This window comes from Nocardia sp. NPDC055029 (genome assembly GCF_053608525.1).
In genome coordinates this window covers 13,127-32,600 of record NZ_JBSGVQ010000053.1, presented here as the reverse complement: position 1 = coordinate 32,600, position 19,474 = coordinate 13,127, and the positions used below count along the sequence as shown (strand labels likewise).

Below are 19,474 nucleotides of genomic sequence, written 5' to 3'. Positions count from 1 at the left end.
CACTTCGTCGCGTCATGTCAGTACTCCACGTTCTGGTTACGGCGACGGATCGTGGTCACTTCGTCACGCTGGTTTCCGGTGGGCCCGTGGTAGTTCAGGGCGAAGGACTGCTGGGCGTAGCCGCCGATCAGATGCGACGGCTTGATCAGCACCCGGGTGAGCGCGTTGTGGATACCGCCGCGCTTGCCCTTGGATTCCTTGGTGGTCTGCTCGGTGCCCTCGATGCGCGGCACGTCAACGGCGCGGTCCTGCGCGTGGTACATGAAGACCGTGCCCTCCGGCATGCGGTGCGAGACGATCGCGCGGGCGACGACGATGCCGTTGCGGTTGACGGCCTCGATCCAATCGTTGTCGGCGACACCGATCTTGGCCGCGTCCCGGTCCGACATCCAGATCGTCTGACCGCCGCGCGAGAGCGTCAGCATGTGCAGGTTGTCCTGGTAGGCGGAGTGGATGGACCACTTCGAGTGCGGGGTCAGGTAGCGCACGGTGACGCCGCTGCCGCTCACATTGCCGATGCTCGGCTCGGCGAACAGCGCGGTCATGTCCAGCGGCGGCCGGAAGATCGGCAGCTGCTCGCCGAGTTCGATCATCCAGTCGTGGTCGAGGTAGAAGTGCTGGCGCCCGGTGAGGGTGTGCCACGGCTTGAGCCGCTCGACATTGATGGTGAACGGCGAGTACCGGCGCCCGCCGCTCTCACTGCCCGACCATTCCGGCGAGGTGATCACCGGGACCGGACGGGCCTGGGTGTCGGCGAAGGTGATCTGCTTGCCCTCGGCCTCTGCGGCGAGGTCGGCCAGCTTGGTGCCGGTGCGGCGCTCGAGCTCGTGGAAGCCCTCGACCGCGAGGCGGCCGTTGGTGGTGCCCGACAGCGCCAGGATGGTCTCGGCGGCGAAGGTGTCCTTGGCCAGCGAGGGGCGCCCGGCGGCGACGCCGGAGACGACGGTGCCGTTCTTGCCCGCGAGGTATTCCACCTCTTTGTCCGGGTAGGTCGTGATGCCCTTGGTGGTCACGCCGAGGGTGTCGACCAGCGGACCCAGTGCCGCGAGCTTCTCCGCGATCTTGGTGTAGTCGCGCTCGATCTCGACGATCTTGGGCATGGTCTTGCCCGGAATCGGCTCGCACTCACCGGCTTTCCAGTCCAGCACCTTGCCGCCGGCCTGCGCCAGCGCGTCGGGCGAGTCGTGCTGCAACGGCACCGCGACGATGTCCTTGCGGGTGCCGAGGTGCTTCTCGGCCAGCCAGGAGAAACCGCGCGCGATCCGGTGGAACGCGTCGAAGTCGGTCTTGGCCTCCCACGGCGGGGAGATGGCGGGGGAGAAGGCGTGCACGAACGGGTGCATGTCGGTGGAGGACAGGTCGTGCTTCTCGTACCAGGTGGCGGCGGGCAGCACGATATCGGCGAACAGGGTGGTGCTGGTCATGCGGAAGTCCAGGGCGAGCAGCAGATCCAGCTTGCCCTCGGCGCCTTCCTCGCGCCATTCCAGTTCCTGCGGCCGGACTCCGTTGGCGTCGGTGGTCTGCAGGTTGGAGCCGCAGCCGAGCAGGTGCTTCTGGAAGTACTCGTTGCCCTTACCGGAGGAGCCGAGCAGGTTGGCCCGCCACACCGTGAGCACGCGGGGAAAGTTCTCCGGTGCGTCGGGGTCCTCGCAGGCGAAGCGCAGGTCGCCGGACTTGAGCTGGGAGACAACGTGTTCCGCCGGTGTAGCGCCCGCCGCCGCGGCCTCGTCGCTCAGGTCGAGGGGATTGCGGTTGAACGTCGGGTAGCTCGGCATCCAGCCGAGCCTGCTGGCCAGGGCGATGTTGTCGGCGGCGGTGCGGCCCGCGAACTTGCCCTTGCCCAGCGGCGAGGCGAACGAGTCGGAGGTGAACGGGTCGTAGCGCCACTGGTCGTTGGTCAGGTACCAGAACACGGTGCCCTGCATCTGACGCGGCGGGCGCTGCCAGTCCGAGGCGGAAGCCAAAGTGGCCCAGCCGGTGACGGGACGGCACTTCTCCTGGCCGACGTAATGGGCCCAGCCGCCGCCGTTCTTGCCCTGGCAGCCGGTCAGCAGCGTCAGGGTGAAGAAGGCGCGGTAGATCTGATCGGAGTGGAACCAGTGGTTGGTGCCCGCGCCCATCAGGATCATCGAGCGGCCGCCGGAACGCTCGGCGTTGTCGGCGAATTCGCGGCCGATGCGCGCGGCCTGCACGGCGGGCACACCGGTGATGCGTTCCTGCCAGGCCGGGGTGTAGGGCGAGTCGGCGTCGTCGTAGCCCTTGGCCCACTCACCGGGCAGGCCGTCGCGGCCGAGGCCGTACTGCGCGAGCAGCAGGTCGAAGACGGTCGTGACGCGTTTGCCCGCAACGATTTTCGTCGGGACGCCACGCAGGATCGTCTCGGCGGTATCGGTGTCGAAGCGCGGCAGGGCGATCGTGGCCGGCGCGTCGGTGGAGTGGCCGAGCAGGGTGAGCAGCGGGTCGACGCCCTCGAGGTCGAGGTTCCACTTGCCCGCGCCGTCCTCGCCGAAACGGTGGCCCAGCGAACCGTTGGGCACCACCGGGTTTCCGGCCTGATCCAGCAGCACGGGCTTGTGCTCGACACCCTCACCGGTCTGCCCGAGATCGGCGGCGGTGAGGAACTTCCCTGGCAGGGAGCCGTCCTGATCCGCCGTCTCGTCGAGACAGATCAGGTATGGCAGGTCGGTGTAGGACTTGATGTAGTCGAGGAACATCGGAGTCTGCTTCTCGAGGAAGAACTCCTTGAGCACGACATGACCCATGGCCATCGCCAGCGCGGCGTCGGTGCCGGGGCGTGCGGCCACCCACTCGTCGGCGAACTTGGTGTTGTCGGCGTAGTCCGGGGAGACCACGACGACCTTCTGGCCGCGGTAGCGCGCCTCGGTCATGTAGTGCGCGTCGGGCGTCCGCGTCACCGGGACGTTGGAGCCCCACATGATCAGATAGCCCGCGTCGAACCAGTCGGCCGACTCCGGCACGTCGGTCTGGTCACCGAAGACCTGCGGCGATGCCACCGGCAGGTCGGCGTACCAGTCGTAGAAGGAGAGCATGTAGCCGCCGATCAGCGACACGAAGCGCGCGCCGGTGGCATGGCTGACCATCGACATCGCCGGGATCGGCGAGAAGCCGGCCACCCGGTCGGGGCCGTACTGCTTGATCGTGTAGACGTGCGCGGCGGCGGCGATCTCGGCGGCCTCCCACCACTCGGCCCGGACGAAACCGCCCTTGCCGCGCGCGGTCTTGTAGGCCTTGGCCTTGACCGGGTCCTCGACGACCGACTCCCAGGCCAGCACCGGGTCCTTGAGCTCGGCCTTGGCCTTGCGGTACAGGTCGAGCAGGGTGCCGCGCACATACGGGTAGCGCACGCGGGCGGGGGAGTAGGTGTACCAGGAGAACGACGCGCCACGGGGGCAGCCGCGCGGCTCGTACTCCGGCTTGTCCGAGCCCACCGACGGGTAGTCGGTCTGCTGGGACTCCCAGGTGATCACGCCGTCCTTGACGTAGATCTTCCAGGAGCACGAACCGGTGCAGTTCACGCCGTGCGTGGAGCGCACCACCTTGTCGTGTGACCAGCGGTCCCGGTAGAACGCGTCGGCATCGCGCCCGCCGACCTTGTAGACCGACCGGCTGTCCGGCGATACCTCACCGCGCTGAAAGTATTTACCCAGGTTCAGCAACGTGTCGCCGATATCGGTGGGCGACGGACCATGAGTGCGCGAATTAACCACGACGCCCCCTTCGAGCTGTGCATTCGGGCTGTTAGATGGCAACTGTAAAGAGGCGTACTGCTCCGGCAAAACGAACTTTTCACAACCTCCCTTGACGCTCGGTGAGCTGTGAGGTCGGCGCAATCTCGTGGTCATGGACCCGGCGCGCGGCCTAACCCGCGAATCGGGTCCGACCAGGGTGAACAGGCTCCGAGCAGCCGCGACGGTGTCGGCGGGGAGCATGGCGCGGAGTATGCGGTGATGCTTCCGAAACCGCCGCTTCTCGGGCGGTTTACATTTGTTTACACGCCTGAGAGGCCCGCTGAACAGGGCAGATGTGACGGCCCGCACAGTACGGCCTGCGCGAACATGCCGGAATTCGACGCGGCCGTCGAGTCGGCGCGAGGGTGGGGCACCTCCCTGTCGCGCGGAGTTGCCGGTCGGTAACTACCCGAGGCTTAACGCGTCAATATAAAGAAACGGCAACTTTTCCGTTCGGCGATTGGTTCGATGTTGAAACCTCATCCAGGATGAGGCGGTGCAGACAGGGAGGGTTGCGGTGCTACCGAAGACATCGTCCGGCGGTCCGGCTGGTCCACCGAGGCCGCCGACGCTCGGCGGGTTGCTGCGGCGCCTACGCGACGATCGGCGGATTTCCCGGGAAAAGCTGGCCTTCGCGGCCGGTGTCAGCTCGAGTTACATCACCCATCTGGAGAGCGGCGACCGGGACCGCCCGACGCAGGCCGTGGTCGAGGCGCTCGTGCGCTATCTCGACCGCATCGAGCCGGTGACCGATATCGAGCGCAGGCATCTGCTCGACCTGGCGGGTCTGTCCGCCGTGGGCAATCCGTCGGTCGAGGACCTACGCGCCGAGATCAATGCCGAGATGCGCCGCACCCTGGCGCTGCAGGAGCCGAACCTGGCGGCCTATGTCGATACGCGCTGGAATGTGCTGGCGGGCAACGAGTCCTACCATCGCGCCTTTCCCGGGCTGGTCGAGGATGTGAACATCCTGCGCTGGTTCTTCGGCAATCCGCTCTCGCGCAAGGTCATGGTCGAGTGGGAGAAGGAGTCGTCGCTGACCGTGCACTGGCTGCGCGGTCTGATCGGACAGCAGGGCGGCGGTGACTGGGCCGCGGACCTGCTCGACGAACTGGCGCAGTACCACGACTTCCGGCGGATCTGGGACGACGGCGACACCGTCTACGGTCGCGAGCACACCGCCATGCGGCTGTGCGATCTGGACACCGGCGAGTACTACACCATCGACGTCCAGCTGTTCCGGCTCGATTCCGTCGCCTACCCGGGCCGCATCCAGTACTACCTGGGCGTTCGCGGCCCCGACGGGTCGCCCGTCGCCGGCTAGATCCCGGCGACGGCGACCGGCGCCGTGAGGTCCGGCGCGCACGCGGTCACCAGCTCGATCAGTGCGGCGGCGACCTGCTCGGGATGGGTCAGGGCGCAGCCGTGACCCGCCCCGGCCACCGTGCGCACACCGCGGGCTCCGGGCAATCCGGTCGCCAGCGCCGCGCATTTGTCGGCGGTGCTGTTGTGGTCGTGCTCGCCGCGCAGTACGAGCGCGGGCGCGGTGATCTCACCGAGGCGGTCGAGGACCGAATCGCGGTCGATCAGGCAGCGCGCCGCCGACTGGATCGCCGCGCGGTCGTGGGTGAGCCAGCGGGTGATCCACCACCGCCAGACATCCGGGCGGTCGCCGCCGATCAATTGCGGAGCGAGTTTTTCGGCCAGCGGAACCAATTCGCCGGTGCCGCACCATTCGTCGAAGAATTCTTCGTAATAGTTTTCGTCGGCCCTGGTGCAGGCGCCCGCCTCGGTATCGAGCAGAGCGAGTCCGCCGACCCGCTCCGGCGCGAGCAGCGCCATGCGCAGGGCGGCATATCCGCCCTGGCTCATTCCGCCGACGACGGCACGTTCGACGCCGACCGCGTCGAGCACGCGCAAACCGTCCTCGGCCAGATCCCAGTAGTCGAAGCGCGGGTCACGGCCGTAGCCGGTGCGGCCGTGACCACGGGCATCCCAGGCGATGACGTTGATATCGTTGTGCGCCAATATCGTTCGAATCGGGTCGAACATCGATTCGTCCATCAGGAAACCATGGGCGAGTAGTACGGTGGGACCGCGGACGGCGCCGGTGCGGAAATGGATGTTCACCGAATCGGAGTGCACGTAGGGCATGCTCGAAAGATACAAGCGTGGACGACGTTTCCGTGTGGTTGCCGGGCATTGTTGCTACCGCCCGTTCGGTGTACTGCCGGACCTGTGAATTCACTGGCGAGTGTATGTACCTCACGGGGGCGTGCGTATTCCACCGAAACTATGGACACCCGTGTTCATGAGCTATTGGATCGGAGGAGAACGACGTTCGGCTCGATCAGCACATTCCTGGGGAGAGACTGATGAGGGTGACGGAGTACGGAAACGACGCACACATATGGCTCGCCGCCGCGGGCGACGGCCTCTCGGACACCTTCGCGGTGTGTGGCGCGGAAGGCAGGGCGATCTGGTACGGCCCCTTTCTCGACGCCGATGTCGATCATCCACACGGTGACCGCGCCGCCGCGGCCATGAGCGCGGCTGGACGCGCGATCTGGTTGGCAGGCCGTGCCCGCGAAGACGCGGGGGCAGGCGAGGCGACACTGCATCTGTCGGTCAGCGCTGACGAGCTCGACGCCGTCACGCTGGCCTGCACCGCATCGATGGCCGGTCTGGCCCTCGATCTCGTTGTCACCGAAGACAATCCGGCGCTGGACTGGTGCCACGCCTTCGGCAGGCTCGACTGGACCACGGGCCGGCTCGGCGATCTCGTCGACCCCACCGAACCGCACGGTGCGCCGGCGCTCCGGTCGATCACCGGTGGCCTCGACCCGCAGACCGAACCACAGGAAAGGCCCGTCATGCAGGACAACGCTGGAGACCCTTGGACGGAACTGCGCTCGGCACTGGAGAGCCTGCTGCTGCACGACGCGGTCGGCATGGACGCCAAGATGCGCCACGCCGTCGCCGCCGTCGTCCACCTGACCGTCGACACCCCGCACGGACCGCCCGAGGACACCGAGGAGTTCCTCGGCCGCTTCGACGCCTCCTGGCTGGTCGCGTCCTGGCTCGGCCACGACACCGAACTCTCCTTGATCGCGACCCTGGTCGCGGGCGAGATCCCGGCCCTGTCCTGGTGCGAACTGATGTTCACCACCACCCTCGCCCCCTGGTCGACCAGCCCGGTCGCCGCCCACGCCCGCCGGGTGTTCGCCACCGTGCAGCGCGGGAAGCTGGGTGCGGTGCGAGCGCAGGTCAGCTGAGAACCTCCGCCGTCGCAGCGCTCACGCCGCACCGACCTCAGTGGCGTACCACCCGCACCCCGAGTCGCTGCAGCTGTGTCGGAACCGGTTCGGGGAAAAGGGCAGTCGGGATTGCGTAGGTGGAATCGCGACTGGATCGGCGCATGATGGTGACCCCGTCGCGGATGTCGATTCTCCGTATGTCGGCGTAGGGGATACGGAGTAGAGCGGTGGCGGTCTGGAACACGAACCCGTCGCTGCCGAACTGCGTGGCCATGACCGCACCCGGCGTCGCGTACTTCAGCGCACGGATGTCGTCCGGCGCCGGGTTGCGCGCGGCGTAGAACGAGACGCAGGCAAGCACCACACACATCACGATGATCAGGCCGGCCCAGCGTGGTCCGAACAGCCAGCCGGTGAGCGCGACAACCGTCACCACGAACATCGAGACAGCCGCGACGAGAGGAATCCGGGTCCACGGTTCGCGCAGTGTGGCGGAGAGCAGGTGTCGACCCAGGTCGTCGTCGGCGACCAGTGTCGCGTGCGGGGAGGGCACGGTGGGTATCGGGGGTAGTGGAGCAGCGCTGCCGGGCAGCGGCTCCCGTCGATTCTCGAACAGCGCGGGCAGTCGCTCGACGATCGAGGGCGGAAACAGTTCACGGGGGGCGAACACTGGTGTCCACACGGTCTCCAGCAGCGTGAATGCCCCGGACTCGCGGATCGAGACGATGAACTCGTAGGGCAGGCGCGCATAGCTGTAGGCATCGACGATGTCCATGGCATCGGGTCCGAGCCGAATCGCGCAGTCCGCGCCAGGGGCGTAGATCGGTGCGAATGCTCGGCGCAGTCCGCGCCGGGCCGTCAGGTAGCCGACGACCGGCCAGCCGAGTACGACCGCCAACGTCAGCACGGCCTGCATCCACAGGCCGTGGATCTCGCCCAGTGGGAGGAGCGCCAACGCGATGGCGGCCGGGACGAAGATCCTGGCAGGGTGTCGCACGGTCAGCAGCGCGCCCCGGTGCGCGAGTCGAGCGATGGTGTCGGCGTCAGCGGTGAAAATACTGTCCGGTTGGGTCGGCAAGGGCACCATCGGCGCCGTGTGCCGGAATGGAGCGTCATCGGGTGCCGGGGTGCGGTTCCTGCTTGGGTCGGTCATCAGCCTTGCTCGGGACTTCTATCTCGGTGAACGTAGTCACCCAATGATGAGGTGGGCGTGCGGGATTGGGTTCACCGGGCCGGTGGACGCCGATCGCCTGCCAGCCCGCTGCGGTCGCGGCGTCGAGCTCGTCCGGGTGATCGGACAGGAACAGGATCTCCTGCGGCGGGAGGCCGATGCGGTCGGCGATGACATCGTAGGAGGCGGCTTCGCGTTTCGGGCCCGCGCTGACGAGGTCGAAGTGGTCGGTGATGAGCCCGGACAGGTCACCCGCCTCGGCGAAGGCGAACCAATCGCGTTGGTTGCGTTCGGAACCCGAGGAGTACACGTAGAGCGGGAGCCCGGTTTCGTGCCAGGCCGACAGTGCGGGCACCACGTCGTCGAAGAACTGTCCGTGCAGGGCGCCCGCGCGGAAACCCTGGGCGCAGATCGCGCCCTGGGCGGCCTTGAGCGGCTCGGCCTTGACGTCGGAACGCAGCCAGCCGGTGAGGATTTCGGCGATCCGGTCGGTGCCTGCGGTGGGTTCACCGGCCAGTTCACGGGTCTGCGCGAGCACGGATTCGGCAGTGCCCGAGGCATTCTCGGCCAGCCAGGCGGGCAGGCGCTGCTCGGTGTAACCGTAGAGGTCGTTGCGGACCGAGTCGGTGGGGCTGGTCGTGCCCTCGATGTCGAGGACGATGGCGCGGGTCACGGGGCGGTGAGCAGTTCGTCCAGCGTGGGGAAGCCCGCGCTGATCTTGTCGCCGGTGAAGTCGCCGATCCAGCCGTCGGCCTCCTCGAAGAAGCGGAGGGCGATGAAGTCGGGGCGGGTGCCCATGTCGAACCAGTGCAGGGTGCCCGCGGGCACCGAGAGCAGGTCGCCCGCCTCGCAGACCGTCGCCAGCACCGCGTCGCCGATGTGCAGGTAGAAGCAGCCGCGACCGGCGGCGAAGAAGCGGACCTCGTCCTCGGCGTGGCGGTGCTCGTCGAGGAACTTGGCGCGCGCGCCCGCCGCGGTGGCGGGCCACTCCGGGTTGTCGTCGTCGGGGTGGATGCGAGCCACGTCGATGTGCTCGTAGCGGCCCGAGGCGTTGAGCTCGGCGACCTGCGGGGCGTAGTGGGCGAGCAGGGTGTCGGAGTCGGTGCTCGCGGCGTCGGCGAGAACGTCCCAGCGGGAGAACGCGATGCCGTGCTTCGCCAGCTCGGCGCCGATCTCGGCGGTGTCGGTGGTGCGCACGCGGACGTCGGCCGCGTTGTCGGCGGCCATCACTTGCAGCAGGGTCATGATTATCCGATCTCGAGTGGCGTGGCGTCGGTGCGTCCGGTGCGGGCGATCAACTCGCACAGGGCTTCCAGGCATTCGGCGCGGTCACGCGCCTGAGCAAGAGTGTCACCCCAGGTGGTGATGCCGTGCCCGGTGATGAACAGAATCGGTGGGGCGGTGGGGTTGTCGCGCAGGTAGGTCTCGATGTCGGCGCCGATGCGCGGGACATTGGGCCAGTTCGGGAACACCGGCACGTCCACCGCGGACGGGTCGTCGAGGCCGAAGCCCTTGAGCAGCTCGTATCCGCTGATCCGCAGCGTGGTCACCGCGTCACCGGGCCGCGCCGCGGTGGTCGCCAGGGCGGTCGCGAACGGCGAGTGCACGTGGACGACCGCTCCCGCTGTCCGGGTGCGGTACACGGCGGTGTGAATGCTGGTCTCGGCGGACGGTTTACGGCTCTGTCCCGGCCTGGTGACCGTATCTGACACTCCGACGAGCACCGTATCCCGTTCGGTCAGTTCACCTTTGGACAGGCCGCTGGCGGTGACGAGTGCGTCGTCGCCTGCCCGGACCGAGATATTGCCTGCGGTGCCTGGCATCCAGCCACGGTCGTAGAGCTGCCGCGCCGTTGCCGCGATCGCGCGTCCCTGCTCGGCCGACGGCTGTCGATGGTCCGCTGTGTCGGCGGTGTGGCTATGGCTGTCGAGCGGGGTGATGACGGCCGTCCCGGTCGGCGCGGTCGCCCGGCCCTGTGCGTCGAAGGTGTCCGAATTGCGGTAGACCACACCGTTTTCCGTGACTACCGCGGTCACGAGGTCGGTAGGAGTCACGTCGAAGGCGGGGTTGAACACGGCGGTCCCGGCCGGCGCGCTCGCCACACCGCCGAAGCCGGTGACCTCGTCGGCGGCGCGCTGTTCGACCACGATCTGCGCGCCGGTCGCCATCGCGGTATCGCGGGTGGACTCCGGGGCGACCACGATGAACGGGATGCCGTGATGATGGGCGGCCAGCGCGAGGGCGAAGGTGCCGATCTTGTTGGCGACGTCGCCGTTGGCGGTGATCCGGTCGGCGCCGACCAGCACGGCATCGACCTGACCGGTGGCCATCGCCCAGGCGGCGGCGGAGTCGATGGTCAGCCGGTGCGGGATGCCCGCCTCGGCCAGCTCCCACGCGGTGAGCCGGGCGCCCTGCAGCAGCGGGCGGGTCTCGTCGACGATCACGTCCGCCACCGCACCGCGTTCGTGCAGCACCCGCAGCGCGCCGATCGCGGTGCCGACCGCGCTGGTGGCCAGGCGGCCGGTGTTGCAGTGGGTGAGCAGTTGTAGTGGCCCTTCACCGCAGAGGCGTTGCACCAGGTCGGCGGCGTGAGTGGCGGCGGCGAGGTTGACGCGACCGTCCTCGGCCAGCATGTCGAGGGTCTCGGCCAGCACCGCGTCGGCACCGTCGGCGATCCGGGCACGCACCCGATCGACAGCCCAGGCCAGATTGACGGCGGTCGGCCTGGCCGCGGCGATCCGATCGGCCTCGGCCTCCACAGCGGCAACATCGACCACGCGGTCGCTCGTCTGTGCCCTGGTCGCGATGACCACACCGAACGCACCGGCGATCCCGATCGCCGGCGCCCCACGGATGGCGAGGGTGGTGATCGCGTCGATGATCTCGTCGACGGTGCCAAGCCGCAGCTCGCGCACCTCGTGCGGCAGTCCACGCTGGTCGATGGTGACGAGCGCACCGTCGTCCCAGATCAGGGAACTGTCGTCCATTCGGGTGTCCTCACTGCGTGGCGTTTTCCGGCTCGTAAACGGTATCCGACCTGGTCGGGGCTCGGCATCCTGGGCCCGCGCTGAGCGCACACTCTTCGCGCGATCGGTCGCGCAGGCGGCGAGGAATGTGCGGAGTGAACGCTCAGCGCCGTCATTCCGCGGCGTACTCGGCCTCCCGCTCCACCGCATCGATCGTGCGCTGCGGGACCTGGATCGGGCCGGGCCTGTAGGTGATCGCACGCAGGCCACCGGTGTAGCGGAACGGTCCGCGGCGTTCGCGCAGCTCCCACGACACCGGTCCGCGTGCGTCGACGCCGACGGAGATGCCGGTCCACGGTGCCATGCCGACCAACTGCACCTGATCGGTGAGTTCGGCGACCTGGACCCCGTCGGCCTCGACGACGAAATCCCACCGCAGATGCGGCCGGACCGTGGCGCGCACGGTGATCTCCCGCGCCCCGATCGGAAGCGGAGCCTGTGCCGAGGCGTAGCGGCCGTAGCTGTTCACACCGAGCACCACGTCACCGTTCTCGATGTAGAGCAGGTACCCGCCGAGCGGGTCACCGTGAGCCACAAGCACGCCCTCGTCACCCGGCTGGTAGCCCGCAGCGGATACAGACACCGCTGCTGCGTCGGGCGTCGACGCATCGTCGCCGATCGGCTGCGATGTGGAACCGCCGGCGCGCAGCGATGGCGTTACCCGGTGCGGCCCGGCTTGTGGGCGGCGGCCGGTCAGATCAGCGGTGATCGTGAAGTCGCGATAGGCGATGAGTCGCTGGGAGCGGTAGCGCTCCAGAGTCGGGGTGCCGGGCAGCAACCGGACCGGTGCGCCGAACCGTGCCTCCTCGGGACGCCGGCGGAACAAGTCGGCGCGCGTCAGCAGTGGGAAAACGGTATTGGCCCAGGCGGATTCGTCCCAAGCCGCAGCCAGCTCAGCGGCCTTTTCCGGGTACTGATCCGAAAGATCATGGAGTTCCGTCGGATCCGCTCGCACATCGAACAGCTGCCAGTTCGGTGCATCGAGATCAGCTCCGGCCTCATACAGCGACAGCAGCTTCCACCCGTCGCGGTAGAAGCCGCGATGACCGGTCATCTCCGAGTACTGCTCGGTGTGCCGGGTCGGCGTGGCCGGATCGCGCAGCAGCGCGGCCGCCGACACGCCGTCGAAGTCCTTGGCGGGCAGACCGTTCCGCACGGTCGGCCGATCCAGTCCCGCCAGCTCCAGCAGCGTCGGAGCGAGATCGGTGACGTACGCGTACTCATGGCGGATCCCCGAATCGGCCTCGGTGCGCGGCAGACCTTTCGGCCACGAGACCACCAGCGGCACCCGGACACCACCGGCGAAGGTCTGACCCTTGTAGAACCGGAACGGCGTATTGGAGGCCTGACCCCAGCCCCGCGGGTAGTGCACACCCAGCTTCGCGGTACCGATCAGGTCCTCGTCGTGCGGGACGTCGCCGACCCAATCGGGGTCGTCGATATGGGCGAACTCGGCGAAGTAGGAGCGAGTGCCCTCCGGTCCGCCCTCGGCGGTGCCACCGTTGTCTGAGGTGAACACGATGATGGTGTTGTCGAGTTCGCCGAGGTCCTCGAGCAGGTCGACGATGCGGCCGAGGCTTTGGTCGATGCTGTCGACCATGCCCGCGTACACCTCCATGTACTTGGCGTAGCGGCGCTGCTCGTCGGCCGACAGCGAATCCCATTCGGCCGCTTCGTAACCGGGTTCGGTGTTGCGCGGCTTCTGCTCGGTGCCCGGCGGGAAGAGTCCCTGCGCAAGCTGCGCCGCGAACCGCTTCCTGCGCAGTTCATCCCAGCCCGCGGCATACCGGCCGCGATATTTGGCCTGGTCCTCGGTCTTGGCTTGCAGCGGCCCGTGCATCGCCACATGCGCGAAGTACAGGAAGAACGGTTTCGTCGCATCGTGCGCGCGCAGATCCTTGATGTAGGACAGCGCCGTGTCGGTGAGATCGTCGGTCAGGTAGTAGCCCTCCGGATACTCCTCGACATCGACCACCGAACTGTCCGAGACCAGCTGGTTCGGATAGTAGAAGGAGTTCAGTCCCTCCAAAGAGCCGTAGTAGCGGTCGAATCCGCGCTGCGTCGGCCACGAATCGCGATGCGCCGACGGATTCATCGTGGCATCACGCACGAGATGCCACTTGCCCACCGCGTAGGTGGCATAACCGTTGCCGCGCAAGATCTCCGGCAGCGCGAGCACATCGTCGGCCAGCTCCAGCCGCAACCCGGGATAGCCGGGATCGGCATTGGCGACGAAGCCGAAACCCGCACGGTGGGAATTGATCCCGGTCAACAGCGCCGCGCGCGACGGTGAGCACAACGGCGTCGTGTGATAGTTCGACAGCCGCACGCCACCGGCCGCGAGCCGATCCAGCGTCGGTGTCTCGATCTCGGAACCGAACGGGCCGATATCGCTGTAACCCATGTCGTCGACGAGGACGACGACGATATTGGGCGCACCGGCGGGCGCGGTCGGCGGCGAGGTCCAATCCGGTGTGGAATCGGCCGAGGTGCGACCGGCTGTGCCGCCGAAGGATTCGTAACCGCGAGCGTGGGGTGGAACAGGCATCCTGGCAGTAAAGGTGACATATCCGCTGGTCACCAGTGTTATATGCAGGATGCGTGGAATCGGTGACCCCCGTGGCGCTACTTGTTAGCGTCACTGCCGTGCCCACGAATCAGCCCTCCTGCTGCTGTTCGTGTCGCGTCCTGCGTGGCTGACGTACGTCTGCTGACGTGCGCGGCCGAACCGAGCCGATGTGTCCCCTTCCCACGGTGTGCCCTGCCCTGCGCGCCGATCGGCCCGCACCGCGGGTCGACGTGTCTTCGAGGAATCCCACGATGAGCTTTAACCCCGGCGGCCTCGACCGCCGTAACTTCCTGCGCGCCGGCGGCATCGCCGCGGCGGCCATCTTCGGCGGCGCGGCGCTGGCGGCCTGCACCTCGGCCGTGTCGGAGCAGAAGGCAGGCGGCGACGGTGCCACGCCGGTGCGTGGCGGCACCTTGAAGGTGGGCATCCGCGAGGACCTGGTGCCCGCCAACCTGCTCACCAACACCGCCGCGACGCCGGTGCTCATCGGCCTGGTCTACGAATCGCTGATCCGCTATCCGAACGACAAGCTGGAACCGCAACCGCTGCTGGCGAAGTCGTGGCAGCTGGCCGCCGACGGCCGCTCGCTGAGCCTGGACCTGCGCGACGACGTCACCTTCCACAGCGGCCGCGCGTTCACCGCCAAGGACGTGGAATTCTCGATCCGCACCTACGCCGATGCCAAGTGGTCCGCGCAGCTGCGCGGCACCGCGGCCGCCGTCACCGGGTTCGACATCATCTCGCCGACCCGGATCGTGCTGCGGCTCGCGAACCCGCTCAGCAATATCTTCGACCTGCTCGACACCGTTCCGATCCTGGACAGCGAAACCGCCGATCAACTCGGCAGCGGCGAAAAGTACATCGGCACCGGGCCGTTCAAGTTCGTACAGCGGGTGCCGAATTCGCAGATCGTCTTCGAGAGGAATCCCACCTATCGGGTGCCCGAACGGCCCTATCTCGACCGGGTCGAGGTGTCGATCATCCCGGATCCGCAGGCGCTGTTGAACGCGCTGAAGTCCGGGCAGATCAACGTCGCGAGGGAACTTGCCTACCGTGATGCCGAAAACCTCGGCAAGACAGGCGGATTCCAGGTCCAGAACCTCGACGGCGCCGAACTGCAGGCCTATGTCGGCGTCAATGTCACCGAACCGTCGCTGGCCGATGTGCGAGTGCGGCAGGCCATCGCGTACGCGCTCGACCGCGAGCGAATCGTCGCCGAGGTGTTCCGTGGCGCGGGCTACCCGCTCAATGTGCCGTGGCCGAAGAACTCGCCCGCCTTCGACGAGGCGCGCAACACCCGCTACAGCCGTGACATCGGGAAGGCCAAGCAGCTGCTTGCCCAGACGGCCACACCGTCGAAGCTGCCGCTGACCTTCTATACCGCGCACGAGGAGATCGCCCAGATCGTGCAGGCCAACCTCGCCGAGGTCGGCATCGAGGTGACGCTCGACCCGGTGGACTCCGCGACCTTCGTCAAGCTGCTCACCGGCCAGCAGTTCCGTGGCCTGTGGGTCACCGATCACTCGTGGGCGCAGTTCGTGCCGTCGACGCTGACGGTGAGCGCGTACCCGTTCAATGCCCGCCGCAACGCCTCGCGCTACGAATCGCCCGCCTACACCGCGGCCGCGGATGCGGCATGGCAGTTGCCGCAGGGCACCGGACCCGACGCGGTGCGCGCCTTCCACGCGATCAGCGACCAGCTGCTCGAAGGCCTGTTCCTGATCGAGATCGGCGTGCGGTTCCAGCAGTACGCGAGCTCGAACAAGGTGCACGGTTTCGGCTGGACCAAGCGCCGCGAAACCTTGCTCACCGACACCTTCCTGTCATGACCCGCTACCTGCTGCATCGACTGCCCTCGGCGCTGCTGGTGCTGTTCGGCGCCTCGGTGCTGATCTTTCTGCTGCTGCGTCTGGTGCCGGGCGACCCGGCGACCATCCTGGCGGGCAACGACGCGACGCCCCAGTCGGTCGAGGCGATCCGGCACCAGCTGGGGCTGGACCGGTCGATTCCGGTGCAATACCTGAGCTGGCTCGGCGACCTGGTCACCCTCGACCTGGGCCGCTCATATCTCATCGGCGGCCAGATCAGCGACCTGGTCGGGCGGGGCGCCACCAACACCCTGGTGCTCACGGTGACCGCGCTGCTGCTGGCGGTGGTGGTGAGTCTGGCTGTCTCGACCGCGTCGGTGCTGTGGCCGAGCCGGTGGCTGAACACCGTTGTCGCCGCGGCGAACACGGTCGCCGTCGCGCTGCCGACCTTCGTCGTCGGACCGCTGCTCGTGCTCGTCTTCGCCGTCGCCATCCCGGTGCTGCCTGCGGGTGGTGTGCCGCCGGACGGATTCATCGCCCGGCCCGACATCGCCGTGCAGTACCTCTTGCTGCCCGCCATCTGCCTTGCGCTCCCGGTGGCGGCGGCGCTCACCCGGTTCCTCACCGAGTCGCTGCGTACCGAACTCGCCAAACCGTATGTGCTGACGGCACGTTCGCTCGGTGTCGCGCATCGCGAGATCGTCGCCCGCGGCGCGCTACGCAACGCGCTGCCGACCATGCTGACCGTGCTCGGCCTCCAAACCGGGCAGCTGCTCGGCGGCGCCGTGCTGGTGGAGGCCGCGTTCGTCTGGCCAGGCATCGGCCAGCTCATCGAACAGGGCATCAGCCGCCGCGACTACCCGCTCGTGCAGGTGCTACTGCTGTTGTCGGTGGCGGTGTTCGTGGTGATCCAGCTGATCACCGACATCGCGCACGCCTGGCTGGATCCGCGGATCCGGGTCGGAGGACGATCATGACTTCGATCGTCGAGAAACCGACTGTTGCCGAAGAGAATTCGCGCAAGTTCGGTTCGTTGCGTGCCTTGCAGAGCGGGCAGGGTCTGGCCGGCGTCCTGCTGGTCACCCTCGTCGCCGTGGCCGGTGTCTCGGCCGGGGTGCTGAGCGCCTACGACCCGCTCGCCCAGATCCCCGGCGCCAACCTCCTCGGGCCGAATGCCGAGCACTGGCTCGGCACCGACCACCTCAATCGGGACGTGGCGGCGCGCGTGCTCGCCGGCATCCGCATCAACCTGCTGATCGTGCTGCTCGCGGTACCCGTCGGCGCGGTGATCGGCTCGCTGGCCGGGCTGGCGGCGACCACGCACCCGATCGCCGACGTGGCCGCCCAGCGGGTCTTCGACCTGATTCTGGCGTTCCCCTCGCTGATCTTCGCGATCGCGCTCGCCGCCATCACCGGGCCCGGCTGGCACGCGGTCGTGATCGTCATCATCGCCGCCGAGATCCCGATCTTCGGCCGCCAGATCCGCACCGCCGTCCTTGCCGTGCGCGAGCAGCCGTTCGTCGAAGCGTCCGAGGTGATCGGCGCGGGCACCTGGTGGACGCTACGAAAGCATGTGCTGCCCCATGTGATCGAGCCGCTGGGCGTGCAGTTCGCGCTGTCGCTGTCGGTGGCGGTGTTCGTCGAGGGGGCGATGAGCTTCATCGGCATCGGGGTGCGGCCGCCGGAGCCGTCGCTCGGCTCGCTCATCGGTGAGTCGATCGCCAACCTCGACGCCAATCCGTGGATGGCGATCGGACCGCTGACCGTCGTCGCCGCGCTGACCCTCGGATTCCTGTTGATCGCCCAGGCATTGGGCCGGGCTAGGAGAGTGGCATGAGCACCCAGGCTGATCGGCCGGGCACCGACGACCCGGTGCTCGATATCGACGAGTTGATCGTCAGGTTCGGCGAGCGGACCGTCGTCGACCGGGTGAGTCTGCGGGTTCGCCGAGGTGAGGTGGTCGCGCTGGTCGGGGAATCCGGTTCAGGGAAGTCGCTCACCGCGCGATCGGTGCTCGGTCTCCTGCCCGGTACCGCCCGCGCCGCGGGATCTATCCTTCTCGCGGGCACGGAAGTCGTCGACGCGACGGAACCGGTGCTGCGTGGACTGCGCGGGACCACGGCGGCCATGGTGTTCCAGGAGCCGCAGACCGCGCTGAACCCGGTCCAGAAGATCGGCACCCAGCTCGTGCAGGCATTGCGGGCGCACGGCACGACCGACAAGGGCGCCGCCCGGGCTCGCGCGATCGAACTGCTCACCGCCGTCGACATCCCCGAGCCCGAGAAGCGGCTCGACTGGTATCCGCACCAGCTCTCCGGCGGTCAGAAGCAGCGCGTCGTCATCGCCCTGGCCCTGTCCGGCGACCCCGCGCTGCTCATCGCCGACGAACCGACCACCGCGCTCGATGTGACCGTTCAGGCCGAGATCCTCGACCTGCTGCGGTCACTGCAGCGTGAGCGGGGCACGGCCATCCTGTTCATCACCCACAACCTCGGTGTGGTCGCGGAGATCGCCGACCGGGTCGTGGTGATGCGGGCTGGGCAGGTGGTTGAGCAGCAGACGGTGTTCGGGTTGTTCGGTGCGCCGGGGGAGGAGTACACGCGGACTTTGCTGGCTGCGGTGCCACGTCTGCCCGCGGTCTCTGTGCGCGGGGCTGGTCCGCATGCGAGTGGGGCCGGTGAGCCGGAGTCGACGCGGGGTGCTGATGACGGACCCGCGGCCATATCCGGGGCGGGCGATGACGGGCACCCTTCGGGTGATGTGGAGGCCGCAGAACACGCAGCGGGCGATATCGAAGCCGGCGGGCATGCTGTGGGGGCCGACGGTGACGCGCTCGCTCCGGGTGATGATGGCGGCAGTGCCGGTGATACGGGCGGATCGGCTATCGCCGAGTCCGCTGGAACGGCGAGCCGCGGCAACGCCGGTGGTGCTGCCAAGGACGCGACCGGGGACGAAGCCGGGGTGACGGAACCGGCTGTCCGGCGGATCCTGCGTCGAGTGATCCTGCGCGAACCCGCGGTCGTCGCCGAAAAGGGCGGCGGTGCAACCGAACCCGACTATCGCGATGTGTTGCGCATCGACGACCTTTCGGTGGTGTATCCGGGATCCCATGGCGCAGCCGCTTTCCCCGCGCTGCAGGACGTCTCGCTCACCCTCGGCCCGCGCGAGGTGCTGGGTCTGGTGGGTGAATCCGGGTCGGGCAAGAGCACTCTGGGCCGCACCGCGCTCGGGCTTGTGCCCGCGTCATCGGGAACTGTCGAGTTGCAGGGTGTTGCGCTGGCCGGACTGTCGCCGCGCGAGATACGTGGGTTGCGCAAGAATGTCGCGCTGGTCCATCAGGACGTGAGCGCCTCGCTCGATCCGCGGCGCAGCGTCGCCGACGCGATCGGGGAACCGCTGCGGGTGCATCGGGCCGCCTCGGGTGCGCTGTTACGGGCGAAGGTCGGGGATCTGCTCGAATCTGTCCGGCTGCCACGGGATTACGCACAGCGGCGGCCGGGAGAACTGTCCGGTGGGCAGCGTCAGCGGGTGGCTTTGGCGCGCGCACTCGCGCTGGCGCCGCGACTGCTGGTGGCCGATGAGCCGACCAGTGCGCTGGATGTGTCGGTGCAGGCGCAGGTGCTCGATCTCTTCGCCGACCTGCGTGCCGAATACGGCTTCGCCAGCCTGTTCATCAGCCACGATCTGGCCGTTGTGCACCAGGTCGCCGACCGGGTTGTGGTGCTGCGGCAGGGCCGGATCGTCGAAACCGGCGAGGTAGGTGCCGTGTTCGCCGCACCGGCCCAGGAGTACACCCGCCGCCTGCTCGCTGCGGTGCCCGCTCCCGATCCTTCGACGGCTCGCCGTCAGCGGGACGAATCCGCGGCGACCGCGCTACAGCGCGTCGGGGCCTGA

The 19,474-nt window shown here is 68.1% G+C and carries 13 protein-coding genes; 6 read left to right on the top strand and 7 right to left on the bottom strand.

What is annotated here, in order from left to right:
• Positions 1 to 17 precede the first annotated feature (17 nt).
• Positions 18 to 3,728, bottom strand: a complete 3,711-nt coding sequence (locus tag ACWF9G_RS31465; RefSeq protein WP_452519751.1) for a nitrate reductase subunit alpha — start codon at positions 3,726 to 3,728, stop codon at positions 18 to 20.
• A gap of 601 nt (positions 3,729 to 4,329) precedes the next feature.
• Between ACWF9G_RS31465 and ACWF9G_RS31460 the strand changes: the two genes are divergently transcribed.
• Entirely contained in the window at positions 4,330 to 5,073 is a 744-nt protein-coding gene (locus ACWF9G_RS31460) for a helix-turn-helix transcriptional regulator (RefSeq protein WP_379308525.1), read from the top strand.
• Here the strand turns inward: ACWF9G_RS31460 and ACWF9G_RS31455 are convergent.
• Positions 5,070 to 5,903, bottom strand: a complete 834-nt coding sequence (locus tag ACWF9G_RS31455) for an alpha/beta fold hydrolase (protein WP_379308526.1) — start codon at positions 5,901 to 5,903, stop codon at positions 5,070 to 5,072. The genes ACWF9G_RS31460 and ACWF9G_RS31455 overlap by 4 nt on opposite strands.
• Before the next feature lie 221 nt (positions 5,904 to 6,124).
• Here ACWF9G_RS31455 and ACWF9G_RS31450 point away from each other — a divergent pair, with 221 nt between their 5' ends.
• Positions 6,125 to 7,024, top strand: coding sequence for a hypothetical protein (locus ACWF9G_RS31450; protein ID WP_452519749.1), 900 nt, complete (start codon positions 6,125 to 6,127; stop codon positions 7,022 to 7,024).
• 37 nt (positions 7,025 to 7,061) lie between these two features.
• Here ACWF9G_RS31450 and ACWF9G_RS31445 read toward each other — a convergent pair whose 3' ends face one another.
• From ACWF9G_RS31445 to ACWF9G_RS31425, 5 genes are all read right to left on the bottom strand, one after another.
• Entirely contained in the window at positions 7,062 to 8,159 is a 1,098-nt protein-coding gene (locus ACWF9G_RS31445; protein ID WP_452519748.1) for a hypothetical protein, read from the bottom strand.
• Positions 8,119 to 8,850 (bottom strand): acireductone synthase, encoded by a 732-nt coding sequence (gene mtnC / locus ACWF9G_RS31440; RefSeq protein ID WP_452519746.1) that lies wholly within the window; start codon positions 8,848 to 8,850, stop codon positions 8,119 to 8,121. The genes ACWF9G_RS31445 and mtnC overlap by 41 nt, the downstream gene beginning before the upstream one ends.
• Positions 8,847 to 9,422, bottom strand: a complete 576-nt coding sequence (locus ACWF9G_RS31435) for a 1,2-dihydroxy-3-keto-5-methylthiopentene dioxygenase (RefSeq protein ID WP_452519744.1) — start codon at positions 9,420 to 9,422, stop codon at positions 8,847 to 8,849. The genes mtnC and ACWF9G_RS31435 overlap by 4 nt, the downstream gene beginning before the upstream one ends.
• A 2-nt stretch (positions 9,423 to 9,424) precedes the next feature.
• The gene (gene mtnA / locus ACWF9G_RS31430) at positions 9,425 to 11,164 is read right to left on the bottom strand and encodes an S-methyl-5-thioribose-1-phosphate isomerase (protein WP_452519743.1); all 1,740 of its coding nucleotides are present in this window, start codon (positions 11,162 to 11,164) and stop codon (positions 9,425 to 9,427) included.
• A gap of 151 nt (positions 11,165 to 11,315) precedes the next feature.
• Positions 11,316 to 13,751, bottom strand: coding sequence for an arylsulfatase (locus ACWF9G_RS31425; protein ID WP_452519741.1), 2,436 nt, complete (start codon positions 13,749 to 13,751; stop codon positions 11,316 to 11,318).
• A gap of 272 nt (positions 13,752 to 14,023) precedes the next feature.
• On the opposite strand from ACWF9G_RS31425, the gene ACWF9G_RS31420 reads away from it, so the two are divergent.
• The 4 genes from ACWF9G_RS31420 to ACWF9G_RS31405 are packed head-to-tail and all read left to right on the top strand — an operon-like array spanning position 14,024 to position 19,474.
• A complete protein-coding gene (locus ACWF9G_RS31420) occupies positions 14,024 to 15,601 on the top strand; it encodes an ABC transporter substrate-binding protein (RefSeq protein ID WP_452519740.1) in 1,578 nt (525 codons plus the stop codon).
• Positions 15,598 to 16,557: an ABC transporter permease gene (locus ACWF9G_RS31415; protein WP_452519738.1), complete on the top strand. Its 960-nt coding sequence runs from the start codon at positions 15,598 to 15,600 to the stop codon at positions 16,555 to 16,557. The genes ACWF9G_RS31420 and ACWF9G_RS31415 overlap by 4 nt, the downstream gene beginning before the upstream one ends.
• Complete coding sequence (locus ACWF9G_RS31410; protein WP_452519737.1) at positions 16,554 to 17,417, top strand: ABC transporter permease; 864 nt, start codon at positions 16,554 to 16,556, stop codon at positions 17,415 to 17,417. Before ACWF9G_RS31415 ends, ACWF9G_RS31410 begins: the two co-directional genes overlap by 4 nt.
• On the top strand, positions 17,414 to 19,474 hold the full coding sequence (locus ACWF9G_RS31405) for a dipeptide ABC transporter ATP-binding protein (RefSeq protein WP_452519736.1): 2,061 nt from the start codon (positions 17,414 to 17,416) through the stop codon (positions 19,472 to 19,474). The genes ACWF9G_RS31410 and ACWF9G_RS31405 overlap by 4 nt, the downstream gene beginning before the upstream one ends.

Coding starts and splice junctions, on each gene's coding strand:
- ACWF9G_RS31445 (WP_452519748.1), bottom strand. CDS start 8,159: ATGACCGACCCAAGCAGGAACCGCACCCCGGCACCCGATGACGCTCCA.
- ACWF9G_RS31415 (WP_452519738.1), top strand. CDS start 15,598: ATGACCCGCTACCTGCTGCATCGACTGCCCTCGGCGCTGCTGGTGCTG.
- ACWF9G_RS31435 (WP_452519744.1), bottom strand. CDS start 9,422: ATGACCCTGCTGCAAGTGATGGCCGCCGACAACGCGGCCGACGTCCGC.
- ACWF9G_RS31450 (WP_452519749.1), top strand. CDS start 6,125: ATGAGGGTGACGGAGTACGGAAACGACGCACACATATGGCTCGCCGCC.
- ACWF9G_RS31410 (WP_452519737.1), top strand. CDS start 16,554: ATGACTTCGATCGTCGAGAAACCGACTGTTGCCGAAGAGAATTCGCGC.
- ACWF9G_RS31425 (WP_452519741.1), bottom strand. CDS start 13,751: ATGCCTGTTCCACCCCACGCTCGCGGTTACGAATCCTTCGGCGGCACA.
- ACWF9G_RS31405 (WP_452519736.1), top strand. CDS start 17,414: ATGAGCACCCAGGCTGATCGGCCGGGCACCGACGACCCGGTGCTCGAT.
- mtnA (WP_452519743.1), bottom strand. CDS start 11,164: ATGGACGACAGTTCCCTGATCTGGGACGACGGTGCGCTCGTCACCATC.
- ACWF9G_RS31420 (WP_452519740.1), top strand. CDS start 14,024: ATGAGCTTTAACCCCGGCGGCCTCGACCGCCGTAACTTCCTGCGCGCC.
- ACWF9G_RS31455 (WP_379308526.1), bottom strand. CDS start 5,903: ATGCCCTACGTGCACTCCGATTCGGTGAACATCCATTTCCGCACCGGC.